Source organism: Actinoplanes oryzae, assembly GCF_030757795.1.
Taxonomy (GTDB): domain Bacteria; phylum Actinomycetota; class Actinomycetes; order Mycobacteriales; family Micromonosporaceae; genus Actinoplanes.
This window is the reverse complement of the sequence record NZ_JAUQWH010000009.1, coordinates 65,536-91,981: the sequence shown is the minus strand read 5'-3', so window position 1 is coordinate 91,981 and position 26,446 is coordinate 65,536. Positions and strand designations below refer to the sequence as shown.

The following is a 26,446-nucleotide window of genomic DNA, read 5'->3' as shown; positions in this document are numbered from 1 at the left end:
CCGCCCGGCTCAGTGCGGGAGCAGGTACGCCGCGCAGTCGAGCTGGTCGCCGAGGCCGCTCAGCAGCTTGGTGAACGTCGTCGGGGCGGCGTTGATCGGCCCGCGCGACACGAAGCGGACCGCCCAGCGGTTGCCCGACGCCACGTTGAAGATGCGGTGGACGACCAGCGAGCCGCGCGTCTCCGGCTCGACGCTGGTCACGCCGCGGTACCACCACTCGCCCTGCTGAGCGATCGACCGGGCCGCCCGGTCGATGGTGACGGTCAGCACGCTGCCGTCGCGGGTGACGGTGAACTCGTCACCCCGCTGCGGCCGCGCGGTGCCGGTGGCCGCGATCGGCGACCTGCCCCCGGGCCGCGCGTCGAGCAGCACGGCGGCCACCTCGTCGGGCGATGCCTCGACCACACCCCGCAGCTCGAGCAGCTCGGTCATGGGGTTCGTTCTACTCTGCCCGTGCCACCCCCTGCTGTCCCTCCTGCGCAGGCCGGGCTTTCCGGACGCCGTGGCCTGTCGCGTCGTGGCCGACGCGGCGCCGTAGGCTGTGGCGTCATGGCTGATGCACTTCTCGGCCCGGCGGAGATCCGGGAGCTGGCCGCCCGCCTCGGGGTCGCGCCCACGAAGAAGCTCGGCCAGAACTTCCTGCACGACCCCAACACCATCCGGCGCATCGTCGCGGCCGCCGAGCTGCGCGCCGACGACGTGGTGCTGGAGGTCGGCCCGGGCCTCGGCTCGCTGACCCTGGGGCTGCTCGGCGCCGCCGCCCACGTGCACGCCGTCGAGATCGACCCGGTGCTCGCGGCGGCGCTGCCCGGGACGGTCGCCGAGCGCACGGACGCGGCGCGCCTGAGCGTGCACCCGGGCGACGCGCTCAAGGTGACGGCCGGGCAGTTCGACCCGGCGCCGACCATGCTCGTGGCCAACCTGCCCTACAACGTGGCCGTGCCCGTGGTGCTGCACCTGCTGGCCACCCTGCCGACCCTGCGCGGCGGCCTGGTCATGGTGCAGAAGGAGGTCGCCGACCGCCTGACCGCCGGGCCCGGCTCGAAGGTGTACGGCGTCCCGTCCGTCAAGCTCGCCTGGTACGCCGGGGCGCGCGCCGCGGGCCGCGTACCCCCGGCGGTGTTCTGGCCCGTCCCCAACGTCGACTCCGGTCTCGTGGCCTTCACCCGCCGGGATCCGATCGCCGAGGTCTCGCGCGCCGCCGTCTTCACCGTCGTCGACGCGGCCTTCGCCCAGCGCCGCAAGACGCTGCGGGCCGCCCTGGCCGGCTGGGCCGGAGGCGCCGCCCGGGCCGAGGAGATCCTGGTGGCGGCGGGCATCAGCCCGCAGGCCCGGGGCGAGTCCCTGACCGTCGGGCAGTTCGCCGCCGTCGCAGCTGCCGCCGCGAAGCTCGGCCACGGCGGTACGCTGACCCCGTCCGGCAGGCAGCACGAGGAGGCGAACCCATGACCGCGGAGCCGACCACGCCCGGCATGTGGAGCCCCGACCCGATCATGCAGCGCACGGGCCGCTACACGATCGAGCACGTACTCGCGCTTCCCGACGACGCCCCCCGAGTCGAGCTCCGGGACGGAGTAATTATCGTGGTTCCCTCCCCCACGGGTGGTCACCAGGACATCGGCAATCTGCTTTGGATGTGGTTCCGGCAGAACACGTCGGAGTGGTTCAGGCCGTTCACCGCGGTTGGTGTAGCCATCGGGCTCGGCGACACGTTCGAGCCTGATGTCGTGCTCCTCAAGGAGCCTGTCAGCGACAAGAGCCATTACTTCCTGGCTGACCAGGTGGTGATTGCGGTCGAGATCGTCTCCAAGAGCACCAAACGCCGCGATCGGCTCGAAAAGCCCGTCGAATATGCCGCCGTGGGCATTCCGCACTTCTGGCGGATCGAGCAGGATCCGCTGCACGTCTTCGCCTATGACCTGGTCGACGGGGCCTACCAGCTGGTGGCCGATGCCGGGGTGGAGGACGAGCTGGTGCTGAGCGTGCCGTTCGAGATCCGGCTGCCGGTGCGGGACATCGCTCCGTGACGGAGGCGTGGGGGCCGGACGACGACAAGCCGCGGCGGTTCGCCGGGCCCGTGCGGGTGCGGGTGCCGGCGAAGATCAATCTGCATCTCGGTGTGGGGCCGCTGCGCTCCGACGGGTTTCATGAGCTGAACACCGTCTATCACGCGATCAGCCTGTTCGACGAGCTGACCGCCCGGCGCGGGGACACGCTGGCGCTCACCATGGAGGGCGAGGGCGCCGGCGAGCTGGAGCTGGGCGAGGACAATCTGATCATTCGGGCGGCGCGGGCGCTGGCCCGGAAGGCGCGGGTGCCGGCCCACGCCCGGCTGCACCTGCGCAAGGCGATCCCGCTCGCGGGCGGGCTGGCCGGGGGCAGCGCCGACGCCGCCGCCACGCTGATCGCCTGCGACCTGCTCTGGGGGACCGGCTACACCAAGGACGAGCTGGCGGAGATCGGGGCGGAGCTCGGCTCGGACGTGCCGTTCCTGCTGCACGGCGGCACCGCGCTGGGCACGGGGCACGGCGAGGCGGTCAGCCCGATCCTGGCCCGGCCGGTCACCTGGCACTGGGTCGTCGCGCTCGCGGACGGCGGGTTGTCGACGCCGGCGGTCTATCGGGAGCTCGACCGGCTGCGGGCCGCCCCCGGGGGTCCGGCGCCGCTGGAGAGCTCGGACGCCCTGATGACGGCGTTGCGGCAGCGGCGGCCCGAGGTGCTCGGGGCGGTGCTGGGGAACGATCTGCAGGCGGCGGCCCTGTCGTTGCGGCCGGGGCTGGCGGACGTACTCAAGGCTGGTCAGGCGGCCGGGGCGGTCGCCGGGATCGTGTCGGGGTCCGGGCCGACCTGTGTCTTCCTCGCCCGCGACGGCGCGCACGCCGAGAAGCTGGCGCAGGAGCTGGCGGCCTCCGGGGTGTGCCGGACGGCGACGGCCGCCCGTGGACCCATGCCCGGTGCCCGCGCGGTCTGACCCCGCTCTAGGCTGGACGGCATCGTGGCCAACATTGTGAATCTCGACCGGGTGAACAAGGGGTACGGCGCTGCCGGCCAACTGCTCACCGACGTCTCCCTCGGACTCGACGACGACGCCCGGGTCGGCATCGTCGGCCTCAACGGCGCCGGCAAGTCGACGCTGCTCAGGATGCTCGCGAAGCTGGAGGAGCCCGACTCCGGCCGGGTCACCCACCGGCGTGACCTGCGCGTCGCCGCCCTGCCGCAGACCTTCTCGCTCGCCGCCGAGGCCACCGTGCGCGACGTGGTGCTGGGCACCGCGTGGCTCGCCGAGGGCATGGGCGCCGAGCACGAGTGGGCCGGGGACGCCGGCGTCCGCGAGATCCTCGACGGGCTCGGCATGGCCCACCTGGGCCTCGACACGCCGGTGGGGCCGATGTCCGGCGGTGAGCGCCGCCGGGTGGCCCTGGCCGCCCTGCTCGTGCGCGAGTCCGACCTGCTCATCCTCGACGAGCCGACGAACCACCTCGACGTCGCCGGCGTCGACTGGCTCGCCCGCTACCTGCTCGGCCGGCGTGGCGCGCTCGTCGTCGTGACGCACGACCGCTGGTTCCTCGACGCCGTGTGCACGCTCACCTGGGAAGTCGTCGACCAGCAGGTGTACGCGTACGAGGGGGGCTATGCGGCCTGGACCCTCGCCCGCGCCGAGCGGCTCCGCGTGGCCGCCGCCGTCGAGGCCCGCCGGCAGAACCTGCTCCGCAAGGAGATCGCGTGGCTGCGCCGCGGCCCGCCCGCGCGCACGTCGAAGCCGCAGTTCCGCATCGACGCCGCCAACGCGCTCATCGCCGACGTGCCCCCGGTGCGCGACACGGTCAGCCTGCAGCGCCTCGCCACGACCCGGCTGGGCAAGCAGGTGTACGACCTGGAGGACGTCACCCTGCGCGCCGGCGACAAGACGATCCTCGCCGGCCTCACGTGGCAGGTCGGGCCCGGCGACCGGATCGCGATCCTGGGCGCCAACGGGGCCGGCAAGACCACGCTGCTGCGGCTGCTCGCCGGGGTCACCACGCCGGACGGCGGCCGGCTGGTGACGGGGTCGACGGTCAAGCCGGCGTTCCTGTCGCAGGAGCTCAAGGAGCTGCCGGGGCACCTGCGGCTGCTGGAGGCCGTGGAGGAGGTCGCCAAGCGGGTCAAGCTCGGCGACCGGGAGCTCTCCGCGGGCCAGCTCGCCGAGGTGTTCGGCTTCACCGACAACCGCATCTGGACGCCGGTCAGCGACCTGTCCGGTGGGGAGCGCCGGCGGCTGCAGCTGCTGCGCCTGCTCGCCACCGAGCCCAACGTGCTGCTGCTCGACGAGCCGACGAACGACCTGGACACCGACACCCTGGCCTCGCTCGAGGACCTGCTCGACTCCTGGCCGGGCACGATGATCGTCGCCAGCCACGACCGCTATCTGGTCGAGCGGGTGACCGACACGGCGTACGGGATGCTCGGCGACGGCCGGCTGGTGCATCTTCCCGGCGGCATCGACGAGTACCTGACCCGGGCCGCGGGGGTGCACCGGTCGTCGCCGGCGCTCTTCGACCAGGCGCCCGCCGCGGCGCCCGCGCCCGGGATGTCCGCGGCCGAGCTGCGGACGGCGAAGAAGGACCTGACCCGGCTGGAGCGGCAGCTCGGCAAGCTCGAGGACCGGATCGTCAAGATCAACGAGCAGCTGGCCGAGCACGGCAGCGACTACGACAGGATCATCGAGCTGGACACGCAGCTCAAGGCGGTGCAGGCGGAGCGCGCCCAGGTCGAGGAGAGCTGGCTGGAGCTGGCCGAGCAGGTCGGGGACGCGTGACCGGCGGGGCCGGATTCCGGGGGTGCTCCTGCGGCCGATCTCCCGATGCGCGAGAATCTTGCTGACGCATAACGAGCTTGGAGACGGAACCATGGCGCACACTCCGGTGAATCACCCCCTGCGGCCGCTCTACCGTGCGCTGAGCGCGGCGACCGGGGTCTACCTGATCGTCTTCGGCGTCATCGGCCTCATCATCACCGGCGGCGACGGCCTCTTCGGCAACCCCGACGATCTGGTGCTGGGCCAGCGCTCCAACCTCTTCTGGTCGATCGTCTCGCTGCTCATCGGCGCGATCGTGCTGATCGCCGCGGTGATCGGCAAGAACGCGGACGTCGAGGTCGACAAGTACTTCGGCTGGGGCCTGGTCGGCGTCGGCAGCTACTGCCTCGCCGTGAGCCGCACGGACGCCAACTTCCTCAACTTCGGCATCGCCACGGTGATCGTGACCTACCTCGTGGCCCTCATCCTCATCACCGCCGGCCTCTACAGCAAGGTCGCGCCCGAGGAGCGCCAGGGCGCCCCGCGCCAGGTGCGCGAGGCCCGCTCGGCCTGATGGCTCACTACCCGGTCAACCACCACCTCCGCCAGCCCTATCGCGGCCTCGCGGCGGCCTCGGGCCTCTATCTCGCCGTCGCCGGCGTGATCGGCATCGTGGCGACCGCGGGCCACGAGTTCTTCGCCCGCGACGGCGCCGGCTGGGCGCTGGGCGTGCGGCTCAACCCGGCGGGCGCCTGGGTGTCCACGCTGCTCGGGCTGGCGGTGCTGGCCGTCGCGGCGCGGGGCGGCAACCTGCACCATCGGGTCAACCTGGTGCTGGGCTGGGTCATGCTGGCGGTCGCCATGGTGATGCTCGCCATGCTGCGGACCGATGCCGACGTGCTGGGCTTCTCCGTGGCCACCGTCGTCGTGTGGGTCGTGCTGGGGCTGGTGGTGCTGACCGCCGCCCTCTACGGCCAGGTCGGCAGCGACGAGCAGAGCCACGCCGAGCAGGAGAGCACCCTCACCACGGGCTAGGCCGCGTCAGCAGGGTGGGCTCGGTCTCGAGGTGGGACAGGCCGTTCCAGGCCAGGTTCACCAGCTGCGCGGCCACCAGCTCCTTGCGCGGCCCCGGCGCGTCGGGCCACCACTGGCCGACCAGCGCCACCATCCCGACCAGCGCCTGGGAGTAGAGCTCGGCGAAGCCCGGCTCCAGGCCGCGCTGGGCGAACTCGGCGGCGAGGATGTGCTCCACCCGGTGCGCCACGTCGTTCATGACGCTGGAGAAGCTGCCCGACGCCTGCAGCAGCGGCGCCTGCCGGACCAGGACGCGGAAGCCGTCCGGCTGCTCCTCGATGTAGTCCAGCAGGGCCAGCGCCGCCTGCTCCAGCAGCTCCCGCGGATGCCCCGCGGTGAGCGCCGCGGCGATGCGGTCCAGCAGCGCGCGCACCTCCCGGTCCACCACGACCGCGTAGAGACCCTCCTTGCCGCCGAAGTGCTCGTAGATCACCGGCTTGGAGACCTCGGCCCGCGCGGCGATCTCCTCGACCGAGGCGGCCTCGAAGCCGCGCTCGGCAAATAGTTGCCGGGCGACGATGATCAATTGTTCGCGACGCTGCGCGGCGGACATCCGTACGCGTGGGGGCACTCCGCCATCCTGCCAGCCCCGTCCCGGAGGGTCGCGGCACTGCTCCGGGCCAGGTGGCGCCATTACCTACCGTATCCGTATGTGATCTCGGAATGGGTCATCAAGGCTGCACTGTCCGTGACTTCCCCGCGCTCAGCAGGGCGGAAGCTGCACTGGGTGCGTCGAAACTTGCACCTTTTCCATCGAGATGGTGTAACGCCGTTGTAACTGTCGGTCAGTAGCGTCCGCGATCGAGCGCCATTCATGAATCGGAATGCGTCGCTCTCCGAGCTCCCGTGCAGCGATCCGTCATGGATCAACCGTGTCCTGACGACGAGAGGGAAACCGATGAGTGCAGAGCCGCGGACCGTGCCTCTGGTGCTGGGGGTGAGCGGCGGCGCCGGGCTGGAACCGAGCCCGCACCAGGTGGCGGCGGTCGCCCGCGCCGGCGGGGTGGGCGTCCTCGACCTGGGCGCGGGCGACGCCTGGTCGCTGCGGATGGTGCGGCAGGCGGCCCGGCGGATGGGCACCGGGCTCGGCGTCCGGGTCACCGCCGGCTGCGCGGCCACGGCGGCCGACGTCGACCGTGCGGCCGGCGACGCCTTGGACCTGGTGATTCTCGGCTCCGGCGCAGGGTGGGACGTCGCCGCGACGGCCGGGCGCCACCGGGTGCTCGTGGAGGTCGCCGACCTCGACGAGGCGATGACAGCGTTGGCAGCCGGGGCGCACGGGCTCGTCGCGCGGGGCATGGAGTCGGGTGGCCGTACGGCGGAACTCAGCTCTTTCGTGCTCGTGCAGCGCCTGATCCCGCTGGGCGTCCCGGTGTGGGTGGCCGGCGGCGTCGGGCCCTTCACCGCGGCGGCCTGCGTGGTCGGCGGTGCGGCCGGTGTGCTCCTCGACGTGCAACTCGCGCTCTTCGGCGAGTCCGCGGTGGACGATCGGATCGGCTCCCTGCTGCGCCGCATCGACGGCACCGAGACCGTGCTGCGCGACGGCGTCCGCGGCGTCGAGCTGGACGGCACGCTGCTGCCGATCGGCCAGGACGGCTGGCTCGCCGCGGACTTCGCGAAGCGCTACGCGGACACCGCCGCGGCCGTCCGGGGTGTCCGGTCGGCGATCCTCGAGGCGCTGGAGCACCCGGAGGCGGGCGAGATGCTCAGCCCGGGCGCGCCGCTCGCCCGGACGCTCGGCGTCGACCTGCCCGTCGCCCAGGGGCCGATGACCCGGGTCAGCGACGTCGCCGGGTTCGCCGCCGCGGTCGCCGACGCCGGTGCCCTGCCCTTCGTCGCGCTGGCCCTGGCCAACGCCGAGCAGACCCGCCGGATGCTGACCGAGACGGCGGCCGCGCTCGGCGACCGGCCGTGGGGCGTCGGTGTGCTCGGCTTCGCGCCGGAGCAGATCAAGGCCGCGCAGATCGAGGTGATCCGGGAGGTCCGCCCGGCCGCCGCGGTCATCGCCGGCGGCCGCCCGGCCCAGGCCAAGGGGCTGGAGGCCGACGGCATCACGTCGTTCCTGCACGTGCCCTCGCCCGGGCTGCTGCGGCAGTTCCTGCAGGCCGGCGCCCGTAAGTTCATCTTCGAGGGCGCCGAGTGCGGCGGGCACGTCGGCCCGCGAGCCAGCTTCCCGCTCTGGGAGGCACAGCTCGGCGTGCTCGCGGACTTCCTCGACGGCCGCCCGGCGGAGACGGCCGCGGAGCTGCAGATCTTCTTCGCCGGCGGGGTGCACGACGAGCGCTCGGCGGCGATGGTGGCCGCGCTCGCGGGCCCGCTCACCCGTCGCGGGGTCCAGGCCGGCGTCCTCATGGGTACGGCCTACCTGTTCACCGAGGAAGCGGTCACCCACGGCGCGATCCAGCCGCTCTTCCAGCAGCAGGCGATCGAAGCCACCGGGACGGCCCTGCTGGAGACCGCCCCCGGGCATGCCACCCGGTGCCTGCCGACCACGTTCGTCGACGACTTCCACGCCCTGCGCGAGCAGCTGCAGGCCGCGGGCGTGGAGAACCGTACGGTCTGGGAGAAGCTCGAACTGCTCAACGTCGGCCGGCTGCGCATCGCGAGCAAGGGCGTGACCCGCGAGGGCGACAGCCTGGTCGAGGTGGACGAGGCGACCCAGGAGGCCGAGGGCCTGTTCATGGCCGGGCAGGTCGCCGTCCTGCGCGACACCGCCACCACGGTCGCCGGGCTGCACGCGCAGGTGACGACCGCCGCTGCGGCCGGGCACGCCGAGCAGGTCGCCGAGCTGCGGGTGGAGCTGGGCCTGGACCCGGTGCTGCCGGCCCGGGAGGCCGATCCGCTGGACATCGCGATCATCGGCATGGCCTGCGTCTTCCCGGGCTCGGAGGACCTGGCGAGCTTCTGGGAGACCGTGGTCAGCGGCGCGAACCGGGTCGGCGAGGTGCCCGCGGACCGGTGGGACGCCGGCACGTACTACGCGCCCGAGGTCGGTCCCGGGCAGGCCGGGCGGATCACCGTCTCGAAGTGGGGCGGGTTCATCGACCCGGTGCCGTTCGACGCCATCGGGTACGGCATCCCGCCCGCCGCCCTGGCCAGCATCGACCCGACCCAGCTGCTCGCCCTGGAGATCTCGCACCGGGCGCTGACCGACGCCGGGTACGCCTACGACTCCGGCTTCGACCACGGCCGCACCGGCGTGGTGTTCGGGGCCGAGGCGGGCAGCGACATGAGCCAGACCCAGACGCTGCGCACCCTGCTGCCCGGATATCTCGGCGAGGTCCCGGACGAACTGGACGACCTGCTGCCCAAGGTCACCGAGGACACCTTCCCCGGGGTGCTCGCCAACGTCATCGCGGGCCGGGTGGCGAACCGGCTCGACCTGGGCGGCCCGAACTACACCGTGGACGCCGCCTGCGCCTCGTCGCTGGCCGCCATGGACTCCGCCGTCAAGGAGCTGCGCTCGGGCGGCAGCGACCTGATGATCTGCGGCGGCGCCGACCTGCACAACGGCATCAACGACTATCTGATGTTCACCTCGGCGCACGCGCTCTCGCCGACCGGCCGGTGCCGCACGTTCGACAGCACGGGCGACGGCATCGCGCTGGGCGAGGGTGTCGCGGCGGTGATCCTCAAGCGCCTGTCCGACGCCGAGCGCGACGGCGACCGGGTCTACGCGGTGATCAAGGGGCTGGGCGGCGCCAGCGACGGCCGCGCGCTGGGCCTGACCGCGCCGCGGGCCGAGGGGCAACGGCGGGCGCTGGACCGGGCGTACGACGGCTCGGGCATCTCCCCGGCCGAGGTCGGCCTGGTCGAGGCGCACGGCACGGGCACCGTGGTCGGCGACCGCACCGAGCTGGAGACGCTGACCCGGATGTTCGCCGAGCGTGGCGCCGAGCCGGGCAGCGCGGTCCTGGGCTCGGTCAAGTCGCAGATCGGGCACACCAAGTGCGCCGCGGGCATGGCCGGCGTGATCAAGGCGGCGCTGGCCCTGCACACCGGGGTCAAGCCGCCGACGATCGGCCTCACCCGCCCGAACCCGGCGTGGAGCCCGCAGAGCAGCCCGTTCGCCTTCCACACCGAGGCCCGCCCGTGGGCCGCCCCGGCCGCCGAGCGGGTCGCCGGGGTCAGCGCCTTCGGCTTCGGCGGCACCAACTTCCACGTCGTGCTCCAGGCCCACGCGGCCACCGCGGACCCGCAGCACTCGCGGCAGGAGTGGCCGGCCGAGCTGTTCTGCTTCCGGGGCGCCTCGGCCGAGGCCGCGCACCGGGCGGTCCGCAAGCTGCTGGACAAGCTGCCCGGCAGCGGGCTGCTCCGGGAGCTCGCGGCGACGGCGGCACGGGAGTCGGATCCGCGTACCGGTCCGGTCCGCATCGCCGTGGTGGCGTCCGACGTGGACGAGCTGACCGCGCTGCTGCGCCGGGCCCTGGCCGGGGAGCACGACCCGCGGCACGGGCTGGTCCAGCCGCAGGCGACCGAGCCGGGCAAGGTGGCCTTCCTCTTCCCGGGCCAGGGCAGCCAGAAGCCGGGGGCGCTCGCCGACCTGTTCGTCGCCTTCCCCGACCTGCACGAATACCTCGAGCTGGGCCGGGAGTGGGCCGGTGCGCTCTTCCCGCCCGCGGCCTTCGACGAGGAGACCGAGCTCGCCCAGCACGACGCGGTCCGCGACACCCGGGTGGCGCAGCCGGTGCTGGGCATCACCGGGCTGGCGGCCGACCACGTGCTGCGACGCCTGGGCGTACGCCCGGACATGGCCGGCGGCCACAGCTACGGCGAACTGGTCGCGCTCTGCACCGCCGGGGCGTTCGACCCGGCGACCCTGCTGGACCTGAGCCGGGAGCGGGCCGCGGCGATCCTGGCGGCGGCCGGCGACGACCCGGGCACGATGGCCGCCGTCGCCGCCGACGCGAGCCGCATCCGCGAGGTGCTCGCCGAGGCCGGACTGACCGGCGAGGTGGTGCTCGCCAACCACAACTCGCCCGGTCAGGTGGTGATCTCCGGTCCCACGGAGGCCGTCGGGCGGGCCGTCACCGCGCTGAAGGAGGCCGGACTGAAGGCCCGGGGCATCCCGGTCGCGGCCGCCTTCCACAGCCCGGTCGTCGCCGCGGGTGCGGACACCTTCGCCGGCGTGCTGGCGGGCCGGGAGATCGGCACCCCGGACATCCCGGTGTGGTCGAACCTCAGCGCCGAGCCGTACGCCGCCGACCCGGCCGCGATCCGGGCGGGTCTCGCCGGGCAGATCGCCGGCGAGGTGCGCTTCGTGGCGCAGATCGAGTCCATGTACGAGGCCGGAGCGCGCATCTTCGTCGAAGCCGGCCCGGGTCAGGTCCTCGCCAAGTTCGTCGGCGAGGTCCTCGGCGACCGCCCGCACCAGGTCGTCACCGTCGACGGGCGCCCCGGACAGGGCCTGCGCGCCCTGCTCATGGCCGCGGCCGAGCTGGCCTGCGCGGGTGTGCCGGTGCAGACCGGGTGGCTCTTCGCCGGTCGCGACACCGACGCCCCGGCGACCACCGGGCGGCCGATGTGGACCGTCGACGGCCAGGCGGTCCGCGACCGCGACGGCAACTGTCTCCCCGGCGGGATGACCCCCGCCCGGCGGATCGAGATCGAGGAGTTCACGATGACCGCAGTGCAGGGCGCCGAGGGCACCCGCGACAACCGCAGCGACCTGGTCAGCGAGTTCCTGCGGACGAGCCGGGACCTCATCGCCACCCAGCGCGACGTGCTCCTCGCCTATCTCGGCGAGGGCCAGGGCGGCGGCCGCCTGGTCTGGCAGCCCTCCGAAGCCGTCCCGGCACCTGTCGCTCTCTCGGCCCCTGTTTCTCCGGCCCCGGTGTCCCAGGCCGTGGCGCAGGTGCACTATCCGACCGTCGCGGAGACGGAAGCCGTCGTCGCCACGCCCGCCGTCGACGTGCAGGGTGCCGTCCTGACGGTGATCAGCGAGCGCACCGGCTACCCGGAGGAGCTGATCGAGCTCGATCTGGACCTTGAGGCGGACCTGAGTGTCGACTCGATCAAGCGGGCCGAGGTCGCCGGTGAGGTCGCGAACCGGCTGGGCCTGTCGGTCGAAGGTGACGAGTCGGAGCTGGAGGACCTGGTCAAGGCCCGCACGGTACGGGCCATGGTGTCCTGGCTCGACGTGCGCATCAACGTCACGGTGGCCCCGGCCGCGGTGGCCCCCGTGGCCGTCCTTCAAAAAGCTCCGGCGGTCGACGTGCAGGGTGCTGTCCTGACGGTGATCAGCGAGCGGACCGGTTACCCGGAGGAGCTGATCGAGCTCGACCTGGACCTGGAAGCGGACCTGAGCGTCGACTCGATCAAGCGGGCCGAGGTCGCCGGTGAGGTGGCCAACCGGCTGGGCCTGACGGTGGAGGGCGACGAGTCGGAGCTGGAGGACCTGGTCAAGGCCCGCACGGTACGGGCGATGGTGTCCTGGCTCGACGAGAAGATCAACCTGCCGGGCGTCGCGGCGTTACAGGTCAGTGCCGCGGAAAGCGAGGCGCCGCCGCCCCGGCTCGGCATCGCCCCGCAGCGCCTGATCGGCCGCCCCGAGCCCGTCGAGGCCGCGGCGACCGGCCCGGAGCTCGCCGGTGCGCGGTTCTCGATCAGCGGTGGCGGGGCGGCCGGAAGCCGGCTGGCGGAGCTGCTGACCGAGGCCGGAGCCGCCGTCGGGGACTCCCCGGCAGCGGTCGACGGCGTGGTGCTGCTCGACGGCCTGGCCGCGGACGGCGACCCGGTGCTGCCGGGCGCGTTCGGCTCCCTCAAGCAGGCGCTGTCCGATGGGCTGCGGTGGCTGGTGGCCGCCGGGCCGGTGGGCGGCTCCGCCCGTACGGACGGGCTGCCCGGCCTGTTCCGCACGATCGCCCGGGAGTACCCGGACACGCTGGTCCGCTACGTCGAGGTGGACCCGGCGTCCGCCACGCTCGCCGAGGACCTGCTGACCGAGCTGGGGGACGCGGGCGGCGAGCCGATCGTCCAGCTCGGACCCGACGGCCGGACGGCGGTGCACCTGATCGGGACCGGCCTGGGCATGCTCGCCGACGCCGGGGCCGGACCCGCCGGGGAGGGCATCGCCGAGGCGCAGGCCATCGGCCTCGACCCCGACTCGGTGGTCGTGCTGATCGGCGGGGCGCGCGGCATCACGCCCTGGTTCGCGCAGACCGTGGCGGCCGCGACGCGCTGCCGGGTCGAACTGGTGGGCCGGACCCCGCTGCCGCAGACCGACGAGGACCCGGAGCTGGCCGCCGCCGCGGACAAGGCGGCGCTGCGGGCCGCGCTCGCCCGGCGGGGCTTGCGCAACCCCGCGGAGATCGACCGTACGGCCACCGCCCTGCTCGCCGCCCGCGAGGTGCGCACGACCGTCGCGGAGCTGGCCGAGCTGGGTGCGACGGTCCGCTACCACTCGCTGGACGTGCGCGACGACGAGGCGACCCGGCGGCTGATCAAGCAGATCCACGACGAGCACGGCCGCGTCGACGGGGTCGTCTACGCGGCCGGGATCATCGAGGACAAGCTGATCGGCGACAAGGACCCGGCCTCGTTCGAGCGGGTGTTCCGGACGAAGGTCGACGGCGCCCGCTCGGTGCTGGAGGCGCTCGACGACTGCGGCGCCGAGCCGCGGTTCGTGGTGCTGTTCGGGAGCATCGCGGCGGCGTACGGCAACCGGGGCCAGAGCGACTACGCGGCCGCGAACGACGCCCTCGATGCGATGGGCACGCGCTGGTCGCGGCGCACGGGCCACCGGGCGCTGACCGTGCACTGGGGACCGTGGGCGCCGGCCGGCCGGCACGCCGGCATGGTGACGCCGGAGCTGACCGCCGAGTACGCCCGCCGCGGCATCGGCCTGATCGACCCGGAGGAGGGCGCGCTGAGCCTGCTGCGGGAGCTGGCCTACGGCGACCCCGCGCAGACGTCGGTCGTCCTGACCGCGTCGGGCTGGTAGGCGGCATGGAACCCATCGCGATCGTCGGGATGGCGGCGATGTTCCCGGGCGCCGCCACCCTGGACGAGTACTGGCAGAACGTGGTCGCCGGCAAGGACATGATCACCGACGTCCCCGCCGACCGCTTCGACGAGCTGTTCTACGATCCGGACAACTCGGACCGCCCCGACCGCCTCTACACCCGGCGCGGCGGCTTCCTCGACGACCAGGCCGCGTTCGAGCCGCTGAAGTTCGGCATCATGCCCAACTCGGTCGGCGACATCGAGCCGGATCAGCTCATCGCGCTGGAGGTGGCCGCCGCGGCCATCGCCGACGCGGGCGGGCCAGCCCGGCTGCCGGACGCCGACCGGGTGGGGGTCATCCTCGGCCGCGGCGGCCTGCTCAACCCCGCCGCCTCCCGGTACGCCAACCGGGTGCGCATGGCGAGCCAGGTGCTCAGCGTCCTGCGCGAGCTGATGCCCGACCTGGGCGAGGACCAGCTGCAGGCCGTACGGGCCCGGATCGACGAGCGGCTCGGCGAGCACCACCCCGAGGGCACGATCGGGCTGGTCCCCAACCTGGCCGCGTCCCGGGTCGCCAACCGGCTCAACCTGCGCGGCCCGGCGTACACGATCGACGCCGCCTGCGCGTCCTCGCTGCTGGCGGTGGACCAGGGCATGACCGAGCTGGCCAACCACCGGCTCGACGCGGTGCTGGCCGGCGGGGTCCACCACGTCCACGACATCAGCTTCTGGTCGGTCTTCAGCCAGCTGCGGGCGCTGAGTCGCAAGGGCGAGATCCGGCCCTTCGACGCCGACGCGGACGGGGTGCTGATCGGCGAGGGCACCGGCATGGTCGTCCTCAAGCGCCTGGCCGACGCCGAGCGCGACGGCGACCGTGTCTACGTGGTCATCCGCGGCAGCGGGACCTCCAGCGACGGCCGCTCGGCCAGCATGTTCAACCCGGCCAGCTCCGGGCAGACCCTGGCCGTCCGGCGCGCGTGGGAGATGGCCGGGCTGGACCCCGCCGCGCCCGACGCCCTCGGGCTGCTGGAGGCGCACGGGACCGCCACGCCGACCGGCGACGCGGCCGAGCTGACCACGCTCGCCGAGGTCTTCGGCCCGCACACCGGCACCGGCGAGCGCCCGGTCATCGGCTCGGTGAAGTCGATGATCGGCCACGCGATGCCGGCCGCCGGCGCCGCCGGGCTGATCAAGGCCGCCCTCGCCGTCTACCACGGCGTGCTGCCGCCCACCCTGAACGTCAGCAAGCCGCGGGCCGAGATGGCCCGGACCCGGTTTCGCCCGATCGGCGAGGCCGAGCCGTGGACGGGTGCCGGGCCGCGCCGGGCCGGCGTCAACGCGTTCGGCTTCGGCGGCATCAACGCGCACGTCATCATCGAGCAGTACGCCGCGCCGGCCGTGGCGGTCGCCGAGCCCGAGCAGGTCCTGTGGCTGGCCGCGGGGTCGGTCGCGGAACTGGCCGCCCAGCTCGACAGCCCCGACCCGCGCGCCCTGCACCGCACGGACCACGCGGGCGGCCCGGTGCGCCTGGGCCTGGTGGACCCGACCGAGCAGCGGCTGGGTATCGCCCGCAAGATGGTCGCCCGAGGCGAGGCGTGGCGCGGCGGCCGGGACATCTGGTTCACGCCGGACCCGCTGCTCGGCCCGGGCGGCGGCAAGCTCGCGTTCGTCTTCCCCGGCCTGGAGGCGGAGTTCGCCCCGCGCACGGCGGACGTGGCCGCGCACTTCGGGCTGCCGCACCGCGAATGGGCGGCCACCGACCTGGCCCGGCACGGGTCCGGGCTGGTGGAGGTGGGCAAGCTCCTCGACACGGCGCTGCGCCGGATGAACGTCCGCCCGGACGCCGTCGCCGGCCACAGCATCGGCGAGTGGACCGCGGCCGCCGTCAGCGGCCAGATGAGCACGCAGGGCGTGGACGCGTTCCTCACGCTGTTCGACGCGGACAGCGTGGAGATCTCCGGCTACGCCTTCGCGGCGATCAGCGCTCCCGCCGAGGCGGTGGCCGGCGACCTGGCCGGTTATCCCGGCGTGGTGCTGTCGCACGACAACGCCCCGAGCCAGTGCGTCGTCAACGGGCCGGTCGCGCAGGTCCAGCGGCTGGTCGACGACCTGCGCGCGCGGATGGTGCTGTGCCAGGTGCTGCCGTTCCGGTCGGCCTTCCACACGCCCGTCTTCGCCGAGGGGCTGCAGGCGATCGGCGCCGCGATGGGCAGCTGGGAGGTGCACGCCACCGAGGTGCCGGTCTGGTCGGGCACCCTGTCGGCGCCCTTCCCGGACGACTCGGACGAGGTCAACCGGATCTTCATCCGGCAGATGATCGAGCCGGTGCAGTTCCGCCGGACGATGGCCGCGATGTACGACGCCGGCTTCCGGGTCTTCCTGCAGCTCGGCGCGGGTCAGCTGGCCTCGCTGATCGGCGACAACCTGCGCGGCAGGGACCACCTGGCCCTGCCCGTGAACGTGTCCCGCCGCGACGGACTGGCCCAGCTGCGCCGGGTCGCCACCGCCCTGTGGGTGGAGGGCGGCACTCCCGATCTGGCCGCCCTCGAGCCCGCGCGCCGCCCGGCTCCCGCCGCCGCGCCGAAGACGACGCTGGTGGCGGAGCCTTCGGCCCGCAAGGGGCCGCGGGTGCCGCTGGACCTCGGCGGCCCGCTGGTCAAGCTGGGGGAGGGCGCGGATCGGCTCCTCGGCGGTCGCACCCCGTCGGAGCAGACCGCGCAGCCCGCGGCGGGACGATCGAATGCGCTGAACGCGCTCGCGGGACTGGCGGGAACGTCGAAGGCGGCCGCCGAACTCGCGGCGCTGCTGCAGGAGACGGCCACCGACGCGGTGACAGTAATAGGAGCAGCAACCGCCCCGGCTCCGCGCGCCGCTGCGGTCGCACCCGCGAAAAAGGCGCCCGCTGATCTCGTACCCGGGAAGCAAGCGAAACCCGCCGCGCAGCCGGCGGCGGGCGACGTGGTCCTGCGCACCCACCTGGATGTCTCGGTCGAGCGCATGCCCTACCTGCGCGATCATTGCTTCTTCGTGCAGCCGGACGACTGGCCGCGCGACGAGGACCGCTGGCCGGTCGTGCCCGCGACCACCGTCGTGCAGCACATGATGGACGCCGCCGAGCAGGCCGCGCCGGGGCTCAAGGCGATCGCCGTGCGCGACGCGCGCTTCCACCGCTGGCTGATCGCCGCGCCCGCGCAGCGCGTCGACATCACGGTCAAGCACGCGGGGCCGAACCAGCTGACGGTGATCTTCGGCGGCTACGCGCGATCCACGGTGGAGATGGCGGCGAGTTACCCGCAGCCGGACGAGAGCCCGTGGACGCACGACCCGGCGACCGAGGTGCCGCCGACCACCAGCGCGGAGCAGATGTACGCCGAGCGGCTGATGTTCCACGGGCCGCAGTTCCAGGGCGTCACCGCGGTCCACGCCCTCGGCGACATGCACGTGCGCGGCGTGGTGACCGCGCCCGTCCCGCCGGGGGCCCTGCTCGACAACGCGTTGCAGCTCATCGGCAACTGGCTGATCACGACGCAGCCGTTCCGGACCGTGGCGCTGCCCGTCGGCCTGCGGCACGTGCGGTTCTTCGGGCCGCCGCCGAAGGCCGGCACCGCGCTGGACTGCGTGGCCCGGGTCCGCACGGTCACCGACACCGAGCTGATCGCGGACACGCAGCTGTCGGTGGGCGGCCGGGTGTGGGCGCAGATCGACGGCGCGACCGACCGGCGGTTCGACAGCCACCCGACGGCCCGGGCGTGCGAGCGCTTCCCGGAGAAGTACCCGATGTCGCAGCGCCGGGACGGCGGCTGGACGCTGGTCTTCGACGCGTGGACCGACCTGGTGACCCGTGGCATGGCGGCGCGCGGCATCCTGGGCGGCGAGGCAGCCGCCGAGTACGAGCGGATGCCCGCGGCCCGGCGCAACCAGTGGATGCTGGGCCGCATCGCCGCGAAGGACGCCGTGCGCTTCCGGCAGTGGGACGCCGGGCACACCGACGTCTACCCGATCGAGCTGACCGTGCGGAACGAGCCGGGCGGGCGCCCGTACGTGGACCTGCGCCCCGGCCGCGGCCTGGTCGATTGCTCGCTGTCGCTGGCGCACACCGGGGAGGCCGGCGTGGCCATCGCCGGGCCCGCCGGCGCGGCGGTGGGCATCGACATCATCGAGATCGCGCCCCGCGACGAGAGCACCCACCGCTACGCCCTCACCGGCGCCGAGCAGGCCCAGCTCACCGACGACCGCTCCTTCGCCCGGATGTGGGCCGCCAAGGAGGCCGTCGGCAAGGCGCTCGGCACCGGGCTGGACGGCGCCCCGCGCCGCTTCGAGGTCTCGCTCGCCGACGGCACGGTCACGGTCGGCGAGCGGGTCTTCCCCGTCCGCTGGCAGGAGATCGAGAACCCGCCCGAACTGCCGCCGCGCCGCTACATCGTCGCTTGGACTACCGAGGGAGAAGGACATGAAGGCTGACATTCTGGACGAGGTGGCGGCGATGCTGCGCGCCGTGCTGGGCGAGTTCGGCGTCGACGAGGTGACCCCGGCGACGACGTTCCGCGACGACCTGGGCATGGAGAGCATCGACGTCGTGTCGCTGGCCGGGCGCCTGCAGGCCCGCTACGGCAGCTCGGTCAACTTCGCCCTGTTCCTCTCCGGGCTCGACGCGGAGGCCGTGGGCGAGCTGACCGTCGGTCAGCTGGCCGACTTCATCGCGGACTCGCTCGAGAAGGTGCCCGCCGCCTCATGAGGACGGTCCGGGCCAACGGCATCGACCTGCACGTGGCGGAGGTCCCCGCGGAGGGGCCCCGCCGCGGCACGGTGGTGCTGCTGCACGGCCTCGCCGCGGACAGCATGGCCAGCTGGTTCCTCACGCTGGCACATCCGCTGGCCGCGGCGGGTTTCCGGGTGCTGCTGCACGACCTGCGCGGGCACGGCCGCAGCGCCCGGCCGGCCACGGGCTACCGGCTGGCGGACTTCGTGGCCGACCTGGAGGCGCTGCTCGCGCACTGGGCGGTGGACGAGCCGGTGCACCTGGTGGGCAACTCGTTCGGCGGGACGATCGGGTTCGCGTACGCGGCGAAGCACCCGTCATCGGTCGCCGCGCTCGCCGCCGTGGAGTCCGCGGCGCCGTCGCCCGAGTGGTTCACGCGGATGGCCACCAAGCTGCTGCGCGTTCCCGTGGCCCCGCGCGGGCACGCCTTCGTGGCCGCCGCGCAGGCCCTGCTCGACGACACCAGCATCGGCGTGGACCTGCCGGCGAGCGAGCTGCCCGCGCCCGTCTCCTTCGCGGCGGTCTCCTGCCCCGTGCTGTGTATCTACGGCGGCGAATCGGCTGTCCAGGAGCTGAGGGCCGAGACGTCGCGGCTGCTCCCGCAGGCGCGGCACGTGATCGTCCCGGGACAGCGCCACAAACTGCTCATCAAGGCCCCCGACCTCGTACGCGCGGAACTGCTGCCCTTCCTGAAGGAGAACTCATGGACCGTGCCATCGTCATCAGCAACGGCCGTTGCGGCTCGACCCTCCTCTCGGACCTGATCGTCGACGAGCCGGAGACGCTGTCGGCGCAGGAGTTCTTCATGTCCATGGTGCCGTGGAGCCGCAGCGGCGAGGTGGTCTCCGGCGCCGACTACTGGGACTTCGTCAGCAGCCCGACGCCCGAGGTGTCGCTGCTGGTCAAGCTGGGTGTCGCCCCCAAGGAGCTGCGCTACCGCGGCGCACGCTTCGGCGCCGACCTCACCACGCTGCCGCGCATCCTGACCGTCACGCTGCCCAAGGCGACCGACGACCCGGACGCCCTCTACGCGCGGCTTGAGTCCGTCGTCCCGCACTTCCCCGACCAGACGATCGGCGCGCACCACCGTGCGTTCCTGGACCTGACCGCCGAGCTGACCGGCCGCAAGCGCTGGGTCGAGCGGTCCGGCGGGTCGAGCCAGATCGCGCCGTCGCTGCTGGAGACCTATCCGGACGCCAAGATCGTCTATCTGACCCGGGACTGGAACCGCACCGCCACGTCGATGAGCCGGCACGCGTCGTTCCAGCTCGTGCAGCTGCGCATCGAGTGCATCGGCCGGTACGGCTTCGACCCGCTGCACGCCTCCCCGGACGAGGTGCCGGCCGAGATGCGCGACCTGATGCCCGACCGGCTGACCGCCGACGTGCTCCGGGCGCGAGGCGAGGACCAGCGCAAGTTCCTGGCGCTGTGCGCCTTCATGAGCAGCCAGGCGGAGCAGGCGCTCGCGGACCGGCCGCCGGCGTCGGGCTACCGCATCGCGTACGAGGACCTGCTCGCCGATCCCGTGGGTGAGCTGACCCGGCTCGGCGCGTTCCTGGGCTTCGCCGATCCCGCGGGCTGGGCCGCCGCCGTGGCCGGTCGGGTGCGCAGACCTGAGCCGGTGGCGGCATGAATGTAGTGGCGCTCGCGGCAATCGGTCTTCTCCTGACCCCCGAACCCGGTTTCGAGCTGCTCGGCAAGGCGGCTCCGGACGAGTGCTTCGCCGGCATCGGGCAGCCCTATCCGGCCGGCCCGCCGTGCGCCACCGGCCAGGCCAAGGTCAACCACGCGTACGTGTGGGGGATGACCCGCGCCGGCGGCTTGATCTGGTTCGGCACCGGCGCCAACACCCACTGCCTCACGACCGGTTACACGATCGGCGACACCGATCCGGTGCTCAACGAGGACTACGTCTGCGAGTACGGCGAGAGCCAGGTCCGCCTCGTACCCCCGGCGCTCGGGGACGTCCGTCCGCCGCAGGTGTGGACCTACGACCCGGCGACCCGCGCCCTGACCGACCGCTCCGCCGCCATCACGAACGCCTCCGCCGCCGACGCCCGCCGGTTGCGCGCCACCCTCGGCATGCGGGCAGCCGGGGCGCACCGCGGCGTGATCCTGCTCGGCGGCCCGTCGGCCACCGGCCAGCTCAATCTCTTCGCCTTCGATGCCGTCACCGAGCGCTTCCTCGGCTCGCGCACCCTCGCGCAGTACGGCAACGCGCGCACGTTCCTCGTCGCGGACGGCGACCTCTACGCCGGCGTCGGGCTCGGGCTCAACGGCAACCGTGGGGGAGCGGTGCTGCGCTGGACCGGGTCACGAGTGCTGCCGTTCGCCTTCCAGGAGGTCGCGCAGCTGCCCAATCAGGCCGCCGACCTGGCCTCCCAGGACGGCCGCCTCTACACGACCACGTGGGCGGCGACCGGCGGCCGGGCGGCGGGCGTGTGGCGCAGCCCCGAGCTGCCGCTGGGGCCGGCCGACGCGGGTGACTGGACGGAGGTGTTCAACGTCGGGGCGTACGAGCCCGATCCGCTGACCCGGGCCACGTACGGCCTCGGCGGGGTCGCGTCCTACCAGGGCTGGCTCTACTGGGGCACGATGCACGTCCCGCTGCAGGCGACGACCGTGCACCAGAGCACCTATCCGCAGCCCACCGAGGAGGCGCAGCGGCTGCAGGTCCGGTTCACCCAGCGGGCCACCTCGGTGTGGCGCGGCCGGGACCTGGGGCTGCCGACGCAACGGATCGAGCTGCTCTACGGCGAGCCGGTGCTACCCGCCTACGAGCCGTCGACCGGCACGTGGAGCGGCGTGCCCACCGGATGGACCGCGCTGTACGGGCGGTCGGGCTTCGGGAACACGTACAACAACTACACCTGGCGGATGGCCGTGGCCGGTGACCGGCTCCACGTCGGCACGATGGACTGGAGCTACCTGGTCCAGCACGTCACCGACCAGGTGACGCCCGACCCCGCGGGCTACGGCGCCGACCTGTGGACGTTCCCGTCGGCCGACGCCCCGGCGCAGCCCGTGACCACCACCGGCGGCGGCAACCAGCTCAACTACGGCTTCCGCACCCTGCTGCCCGACGGCGACGGCCTCTACCTCGGCTCGGCCAACCCCATGAACCTGCGTACGGATCCCGCCGGGCCCATGGGCGGCTGGGAGCTGCTGCACCTGTCCTCCTGAGAGGTTCCCCGATGTCCTTCCTCCTCCGGCGGCTGGCTGCCGCCGTTGCCACCACCGTCCTCGCCCTTCCCCTGTTCGGTTTCACCTCCTCCAGCTCCGACAGCTACTCGTTCAAGCTGCTCGCCAAGGCGGCCCCGGACGAGTGCTTCACCGGCATCGGTGAGCCCGCCCCCACGGGCCCGCCGTGCGCCGCCGGTCAGGCCAAGGTCAACCAGGCCTACGTCTGGGGCCTCACCCGGGTCGGCGACGACATCTGGTTCGGCACCGGCGCCAACGTGCAGTGCCTGACCAGCGGCGCGACCCTCGACGTCGCCAACCCGGTCGTCAACGACGACTACGTCTGCGAGTACGCCGAGAGCCCGACCGTGGCGGCCGATCCGGACTGGCCGGCCTACATCGGCGACCAGCGCACCCCGCAGGTGTGGCTCTACAACGCCCGCAGCCGCACGAAGGTGAACAAGTCCGCCGAGATCAACGCCCGCAGCGCCGCCGACGCCGAACGGCTGCGCACCACGATCGGGCTGCGCGCCGCCGGCAACCTCGACGGTGTCGTGCTGCTCGGCGGCCCGGCGCTCAACGAGTCGCTCAACCTCTTCGCCTTCGACGCGAAGAGCAAGCGGTTCCTCGGCTCGGTCAACCTGCCCGACTACGGCAACATCCGCACCTTCCTGACCGCCGAGAAGGAGCTCTACCTGGGCGTCGGCATCGGCGCCAACGGCAACTCCGGCGGCGGCGTGCTGCGCTGGACCGGGAGCGTGCGCCACCCGTTCACCTTCGACCTGGTCGCCTCGCTGCCGGTCCAGGCGGCCGACCTCGCCTACCACGCCGGGCGCATCGCGGCGACCAGCTGGCCCGCGGCCCAGCCCACCAGCGCCGCGATGCTGGCCGGCGTGTGGCTCAGCCCGCCGCTGAAGGACGGCGCGCCCGGTCTCAACCCCGAGGACGCCGCCGGCTGGAGCCAGATCTGGAGCGCCAACCAGTACGAGCCCGACCGCATCATGTCGGCCACCTACGGCGGCGGCGGCATCGCCTCCTTCGACGGCTGGCTCTACTGGGGCACCATGCACGTCCCGCTGAAGGGCACCAAGGTCTACCAGAGCCGCTACCCGCAGACGACCGAGGAGGGCAAGCAGGCCCAGGTCGCCGGCACCCAGCGGGCGATCAGCATCTGGCGCGGCAAGGACCTCGGGCTGCCCACCCAGCAGATCCAGCTCCTGTACGGGGCCACCGAGCTCCCCGTCTACGACCCGGCGACCAACACGTGGGCGGCCAAGCCCACCGGCTGGACCCCGCTCTACGGCAAGTCCGGCTTCGACAACCCCTTCAACAACTACACGTGGCGGATGACCGTCGCCGGGGACCGCCTCTACGTCGGCACCATGGACTGGAGCTACATCGTCCAGGACCTCGTCGCCCAGAACCCCGGCGTGCGGGCCGCGGACGTGGGCGCGACAGCCATTGATCCGGCTGTATATGGTGGCGACCTGTGGGCGTTCCCGTCCACATCGGAGAAGGCGATCGCGGTCAATACCACCGGACTCGGCAACTACCTCAACTACGGCATCCGCAACATGATCCCCGGCGGCTCCGGCCTCTACGTCGGCATGGCGGACCCGATGAACCTGCGCACCGACCCGGACGACGACGTGCCGGAGGGCGGCTGGGAGCTCATCGAGCTGACAGCCCCCTGCTGAACCCACCCCACCCGCCGTGCGTCTCCCGCGATCCCGCGGGAGGCGCACGTTGCATTTCCGGAGAGGAAACGACATTGATCAATATCAGGAGGCTCCTGGCGGCCGGCGCGATCGCGCTGCTCGCCGTCGGCGCCGCCGTGTCACCCGCGGCCGCGGCCGCCTCGAAGGTGACCTACAAGTTCGACCTGCTCGCCAAGGCCAAGCCCGACGAGTGCTTCAACGGCGTCGGCCAGCCCTACCCCAGCGGGCCACCCTGCAAGACCGGGCAACCCAAGGTCAACCAGGCGTACGTGTGGGGGCTCACCCAGGTCGGCAAGACGATCTGGTACGGCACCGGCGCCAACGTCCACTGCCTGGTCAGCGGCGCCACCCTGGACTACGTCCACCCGACCGCCAACGACAACTGGACCTGCGAGTACGGCACCAGCCAGCCCTCGCTCGCCGACGACCTGATCCCGGACTACCTCGGCGACATGCGCGCGCCCGAGGTGTGGACCTATGACGTCGCCACGAAGCGGCAGGTCAACAAGAGCGCCGAGATCCGGGCCAAGTCGCCGGAGGACGCGCAGCGGCTGGCGTACACCGTCGGGCTGCGCGCGGCGGGCACCTACGGCGATGTCGTGCTCTTCGGCGGTCCCGCGCTCGAGAACACGCTCAACATGTTCGCCTTCGACGCCACCACCCAGAAGTACCTCGGGTCGGTCAACTTCCCCGACTATGGCAACATCCGCACGTTCCTCACCGCCGAGGGCGGCCTCTACCTCGGCGTCGGCATCGGCCGCAACGGCTCGGCCGGCGGTGCCGTCTGGCGCTGGACCGGGTCCAAGGCCGACCCGTTCGCCTTCCAGACCGTCGCGACGCTGCCCGTCCAGGCCACCGACCTGACGGTGATCAACGGCCGGATCGCCGCCACCAGCTGGCCCGCCCAGCAGCCGCGCACCCCCGAGCGGCTGGCCGGCCTCTGGATCAGCCCGCCGTTCAGCGACGGCGAGCCCGGCCTCACCCCCGAGGACGCCCTCGGCTGGAAGCAGGTGTGGAACGCGGGCCTCTACGAGACGGACCCGGTCGTCGCGGTCACCTACGGCGGTGGCGGCATCGCAACGTACGGCGACTACGTCTACTGGGGCACCATGCACGTCCCGATGAAGTCGAGCACCGTGCACGCCACCTACTACCCGCCCGCGGACGACGAGGCCGCCCGCAAGCAGGCCGTGAACACCCAGCGGGCGATCAGCATCTGGCGCGGCAAGGACCTCGGGCTGCCCACCCAGAAGATCGAGCTGCTGTACGGCGAGAAGACGCTGCCCACCTGGAACCCCACCACCGCCACCTGGGTCGACAAGCCCACCGCCTACACCCCGCTCTACGGCAAGTCCGGCTTCGGCTACCTCTTCAACAACTACACGTGGCGCATGACAGTGGTCGACGGCAAGCTCTTCGTCGGCACCATGGACTGGAGCTACCTCGTCAAGGACCTCATCGCCGGCGCCAAGACCGACACCGACGTCAACGCCCGGGCCCGCAAGGCCCTGGCCGACCCGGACAACTGGCACACGCCGCTGATCAGCCCGGCCAACTTCGGCGGCGACCTGTGGATGTTCCCGACGCCCGAGTCGCCGGCGCAGGCGGTCGACACCCGCGGGCTCGGCAACTACCTCAACTACGGGATCCGCAACATGATCCCGAACGGCAAGGGCGGGCTCTACATCGGCATGGCCAACCCGATGAACCTGCGCACGAACAAGCTGGACCTGCGCCCCGAGGGCGGCTGGGAGCTCATCGAGATGAACAAGCGCTGATCCGGCTCTGACACTTCTCGAACACGCACGGAGGACGGTGACGTGATGAGGCGCTTCGTCGTACTGACCGCCACGCTGCTGGTGCTCGCCGGCTGCACCGCACGACGGGACCGCGACCCCGCTCCCGATCCGGCACCGTCCTCCTCTGCCAGCTCCTCCTCCGCTGCCCTCTCCGTCGACGGCAGGGAGCGCACCTATCGGCTGTACCGGCCCGCTTCCGCCCCGGCCGAGGCGCCCCTCGTGATCGTCCTGCACGGTGCCGTCGGGACCGGCAGGCAGGCCGAGGAGGCGTACGGCTGGGACGCGCAGGCCGACGCGGGCGGCTTCGTCATCGCCTATCCCGACGGGGTCAACCGCACCTGGAACGCCGGGCCGGGCTGCTGCGGGGTGGCCGCCCGCGACGACGTGGACGATGTCGCCTTCATCACCGCCCTGGTCAAGGCCGTTCCCGGCACGGATCCCGCCCGCGTCTACGCCACCGGGATCTCCAACGGCGCGATGCTCGCCTACCGTCTCGCCTGCGACACCGACGTGTTCGCCGCGATCGCCCCCGTTGCCGGCACCATGATCGCTGACTGTGCCGATCCCGGGCCGCTGTCGGTGCTCGCTGTCCACGGCACGGCGGACCGGACCATCCCGTACGGGGGCGGGCCGGGCAAGCGCTCCAACGACGGCACCGGCCGCCTCCCCGTCAAGCTCGACGGCCCGCCCGTCCCGGAGCTGATCGAGACCTGGCGCGGGACGGACGACTGCGCGGCACCCACCACGTCCGTCCGGGGCTCCGTCACCACCTCGGCGGCGACCTGCCCCGGCGGCCGGGCGGTCGAGCTGGTCACCATCGCGGGTGCCGGGCACCAGTGGCCGGGCGGCCGCAGCGCCCCCGCCGCCGAGCGTCTCCTCGGCCTCGACCCGCCGTCGCAGGCGTTCGACGCCACCCCGGCCATCTGGTCGTTCTTCGAGCAGCACCCCCGGCTTCACCGGGATTGAGCCGGCCGTTCACCCGGCGGCCGGACGATCGGCCTCCTCCGTGATTTCGCTCCTCTGCGGGGGGAAGACGCACAAGGCGTCCACCGCCGGTGCGGTCGTGCGAGATGCTGGGCACAGGCCCTTGGGCTTGGGCCTGGGCGAGGCAGTCGGGACGAACGGGAGTGAGATGCGAGGGGTCGGCTTTCCGCCGAGGGGCGCGAGGGACGCTACTATGTGATCCGCGTACATCGCC

At 73.0% G+C, this 26,446-nt stretch carries 17 protein-coding genes; 15 read left to right on the top strand and 2 right to left on the bottom strand.

The window, feature by feature from the left end; all coding sequences use genetic code 11:
* Window positions 1–9: 9 nt before the first annotated feature.
* Window positions 10–432: a hypothetical protein gene (locus RBH18_RS05435; protein WP_306204822.1), complete on the bottom strand. Its 423-nt coding sequence runs from the start codon at window positions 430–432 to the stop codon at window positions 10–12.
* A gap of 117 nt (window positions 433–549) precedes the next feature.
* On the opposite strand from RBH18_RS05435, the gene rsmA reads away from it, so the two are divergent.
* From rsmA to RBH18_RS05405, 6 genes are all read left to right on the top strand, one after another.
* Complete coding sequence (rsmA, locus tag RBH18_RS05430) at window positions 550–1,449, top strand: 16S rRNA (adenine(1518)-N(6)/adenine(1519)-N(6))-dimethyltransferase RsmA (RefSeq protein WP_306204821.1); 900 nt, start codon at window positions 550–552, stop codon at window positions 1,447–1,449.
* Window positions 1,446–2,027, top strand: coding sequence for a Uma2 family endonuclease (locus RBH18_RS05425; RefSeq protein ID WP_306204820.1), 582 nt, complete (start codon window positions 1,446–1,448; stop codon window positions 2,025–2,027). The genes rsmA and RBH18_RS05425 overlap by 4 nt, the downstream gene beginning before the upstream one ends.
* Window positions 2,024–2,971, top strand: coding sequence for a 4-(cytidine 5'-diphospho)-2-C-methyl-D-erythritol kinase (locus RBH18_RS05420; RefSeq protein ID WP_306204819.1), 948 nt, complete (start codon window positions 2,024–2,026; stop codon window positions 2,969–2,971). Before RBH18_RS05425 ends, RBH18_RS05420 begins: the two co-directional genes overlap by 4 nt.
* Window positions 2,972–2,995: 24 nt before the next feature.
* Entirely contained in the window at window positions 2,996–4,795 is a 1,800-nt protein-coding gene (locus RBH18_RS05415) for an ABC-F family ATP-binding cassette domain-containing protein (protein WP_306204818.1), read from the top strand.
* A gap of 106 nt (window positions 4,796–4,901) precedes the next feature.
* Complete coding sequence (locus RBH18_RS05410; RefSeq protein WP_306204817.1) at window positions 4,902–5,348, top strand: DUF4383 domain-containing protein; 447 nt, start codon at window positions 4,902–4,904, stop codon at window positions 5,346–5,348.
* Window positions 5,348–5,809, top strand: coding sequence for a DUF4383 domain-containing protein (locus tag RBH18_RS05405; RefSeq protein WP_306204816.1), 462 nt, complete (start codon window positions 5,348–5,350; stop codon window positions 5,807–5,809). The genes RBH18_RS05410 and RBH18_RS05405 overlap by 1 nt, the downstream gene beginning before the upstream one ends.
* On the opposite strand, the gene RBH18_RS05400 is transcribed toward RBH18_RS05405, so the two are convergent.
* The gene (locus RBH18_RS05400; RefSeq protein ID WP_306204831.1) at window positions 5,796–6,401 is read right to left on the bottom strand and encodes a TetR/AcrR family transcriptional regulator; all 606 of its coding nucleotides are present in this window, start codon (window positions 6,399–6,401) and stop codon (window positions 5,796–5,798) included. The two genes, RBH18_RS05405 and RBH18_RS05400, sit on opposite strands and share 14 nt — an antisense overlap.
* A gap of 345 nt (window positions 6,402–6,746) precedes the next feature.
* Between RBH18_RS05400 and RBH18_RS05395 the strand changes: the two genes are divergently transcribed.
* The 9 genes from RBH18_RS05395 (at window position 6,747) to RBH18_RS05355 (ending at window position 26,214) form a co-directional block, all read left to right on the top strand.
* Window positions 6,747–13,790, top strand: a complete 7,044-nt coding sequence (locus RBH18_RS05395) for an SDR family NAD(P)-dependent oxidoreductase (protein ID WP_306204815.1) — start codon at window positions 6,747–6,749, stop codon at window positions 13,788–13,790.
* 5 nt (window positions 13,791–13,795) lie between these two features.
* Window positions 13,796–18,253, top strand: a complete 4,458-nt coding sequence (locus RBH18_RS05390; RefSeq protein WP_306204814.1) for a beta-ketoacyl synthase N-terminal-like domain-containing protein — start codon at window positions 13,796–13,798, stop codon at window positions 18,251–18,253.
* Entirely contained in the window at window positions 18,243–18,527 is a 285-nt protein-coding gene (locus RBH18_RS05385) for an acyl carrier protein (protein ID WP_306204813.1), read from the top strand. Before RBH18_RS05390 ends, RBH18_RS05385 begins: the two co-directional genes overlap by 11 nt.
* Window positions 18,524–19,315 (top strand): alpha/beta fold hydrolase, encoded by a 792-nt coding sequence (locus RBH18_RS05380; protein WP_306204812.1) that lies wholly within the window; start codon window positions 18,524–18,526, stop codon window positions 19,313–19,315. Before RBH18_RS05385 ends, RBH18_RS05380 begins: the two co-directional genes overlap by 4 nt.
* Complete coding sequence (locus RBH18_RS05375; protein ID WP_306204811.1) at window positions 19,255–20,184, top strand: sulfotransferase; 930 nt, start codon at window positions 19,255–19,257, stop codon at window positions 20,182–20,184. Before RBH18_RS05380 ends, RBH18_RS05375 begins: the two co-directional genes overlap by 61 nt.
* Window positions 20,181–21,734 (top strand): hypothetical protein, encoded by a 1,554-nt coding sequence (locus RBH18_RS05370; protein ID WP_306204810.1) that lies wholly within the window; start codon window positions 20,181–20,183, stop codon window positions 21,732–21,734. Before RBH18_RS05375 ends, RBH18_RS05370 begins: the two co-directional genes overlap by 4 nt.
* 11 nt (window positions 21,735–21,745) lie before the next feature.
* Window positions 21,746–23,428, top strand: coding sequence for a hypothetical protein (locus tag RBH18_RS05365; RefSeq protein WP_306204809.1), 1,683 nt, complete (start codon window positions 21,746–21,748; stop codon window positions 23,426–23,428).
* A 74-nt stretch (window positions 23,429–23,502) separates the two neighbouring features.
* Complete coding sequence (locus RBH18_RS05360; protein WP_306204808.1) at window positions 23,503–25,227, top strand: hypothetical protein; 1,725 nt, start codon at window positions 23,503–23,505, stop codon at window positions 25,225–25,227.
* Between the two features lie 45 nt (window positions 25,228–25,272).
* Complete coding sequence (locus tag RBH18_RS05355) at window positions 25,273–26,214, top strand: extracellular catalytic domain type 1 short-chain-length polyhydroxyalkanoate depolymerase (protein ID WP_306204807.1); 942 nt, start codon at window positions 25,273–25,275, stop codon at window positions 26,212–26,214.
* The last annotated feature ends 232 nt before the right edge of the window (window positions 26,215–26,446 follow it).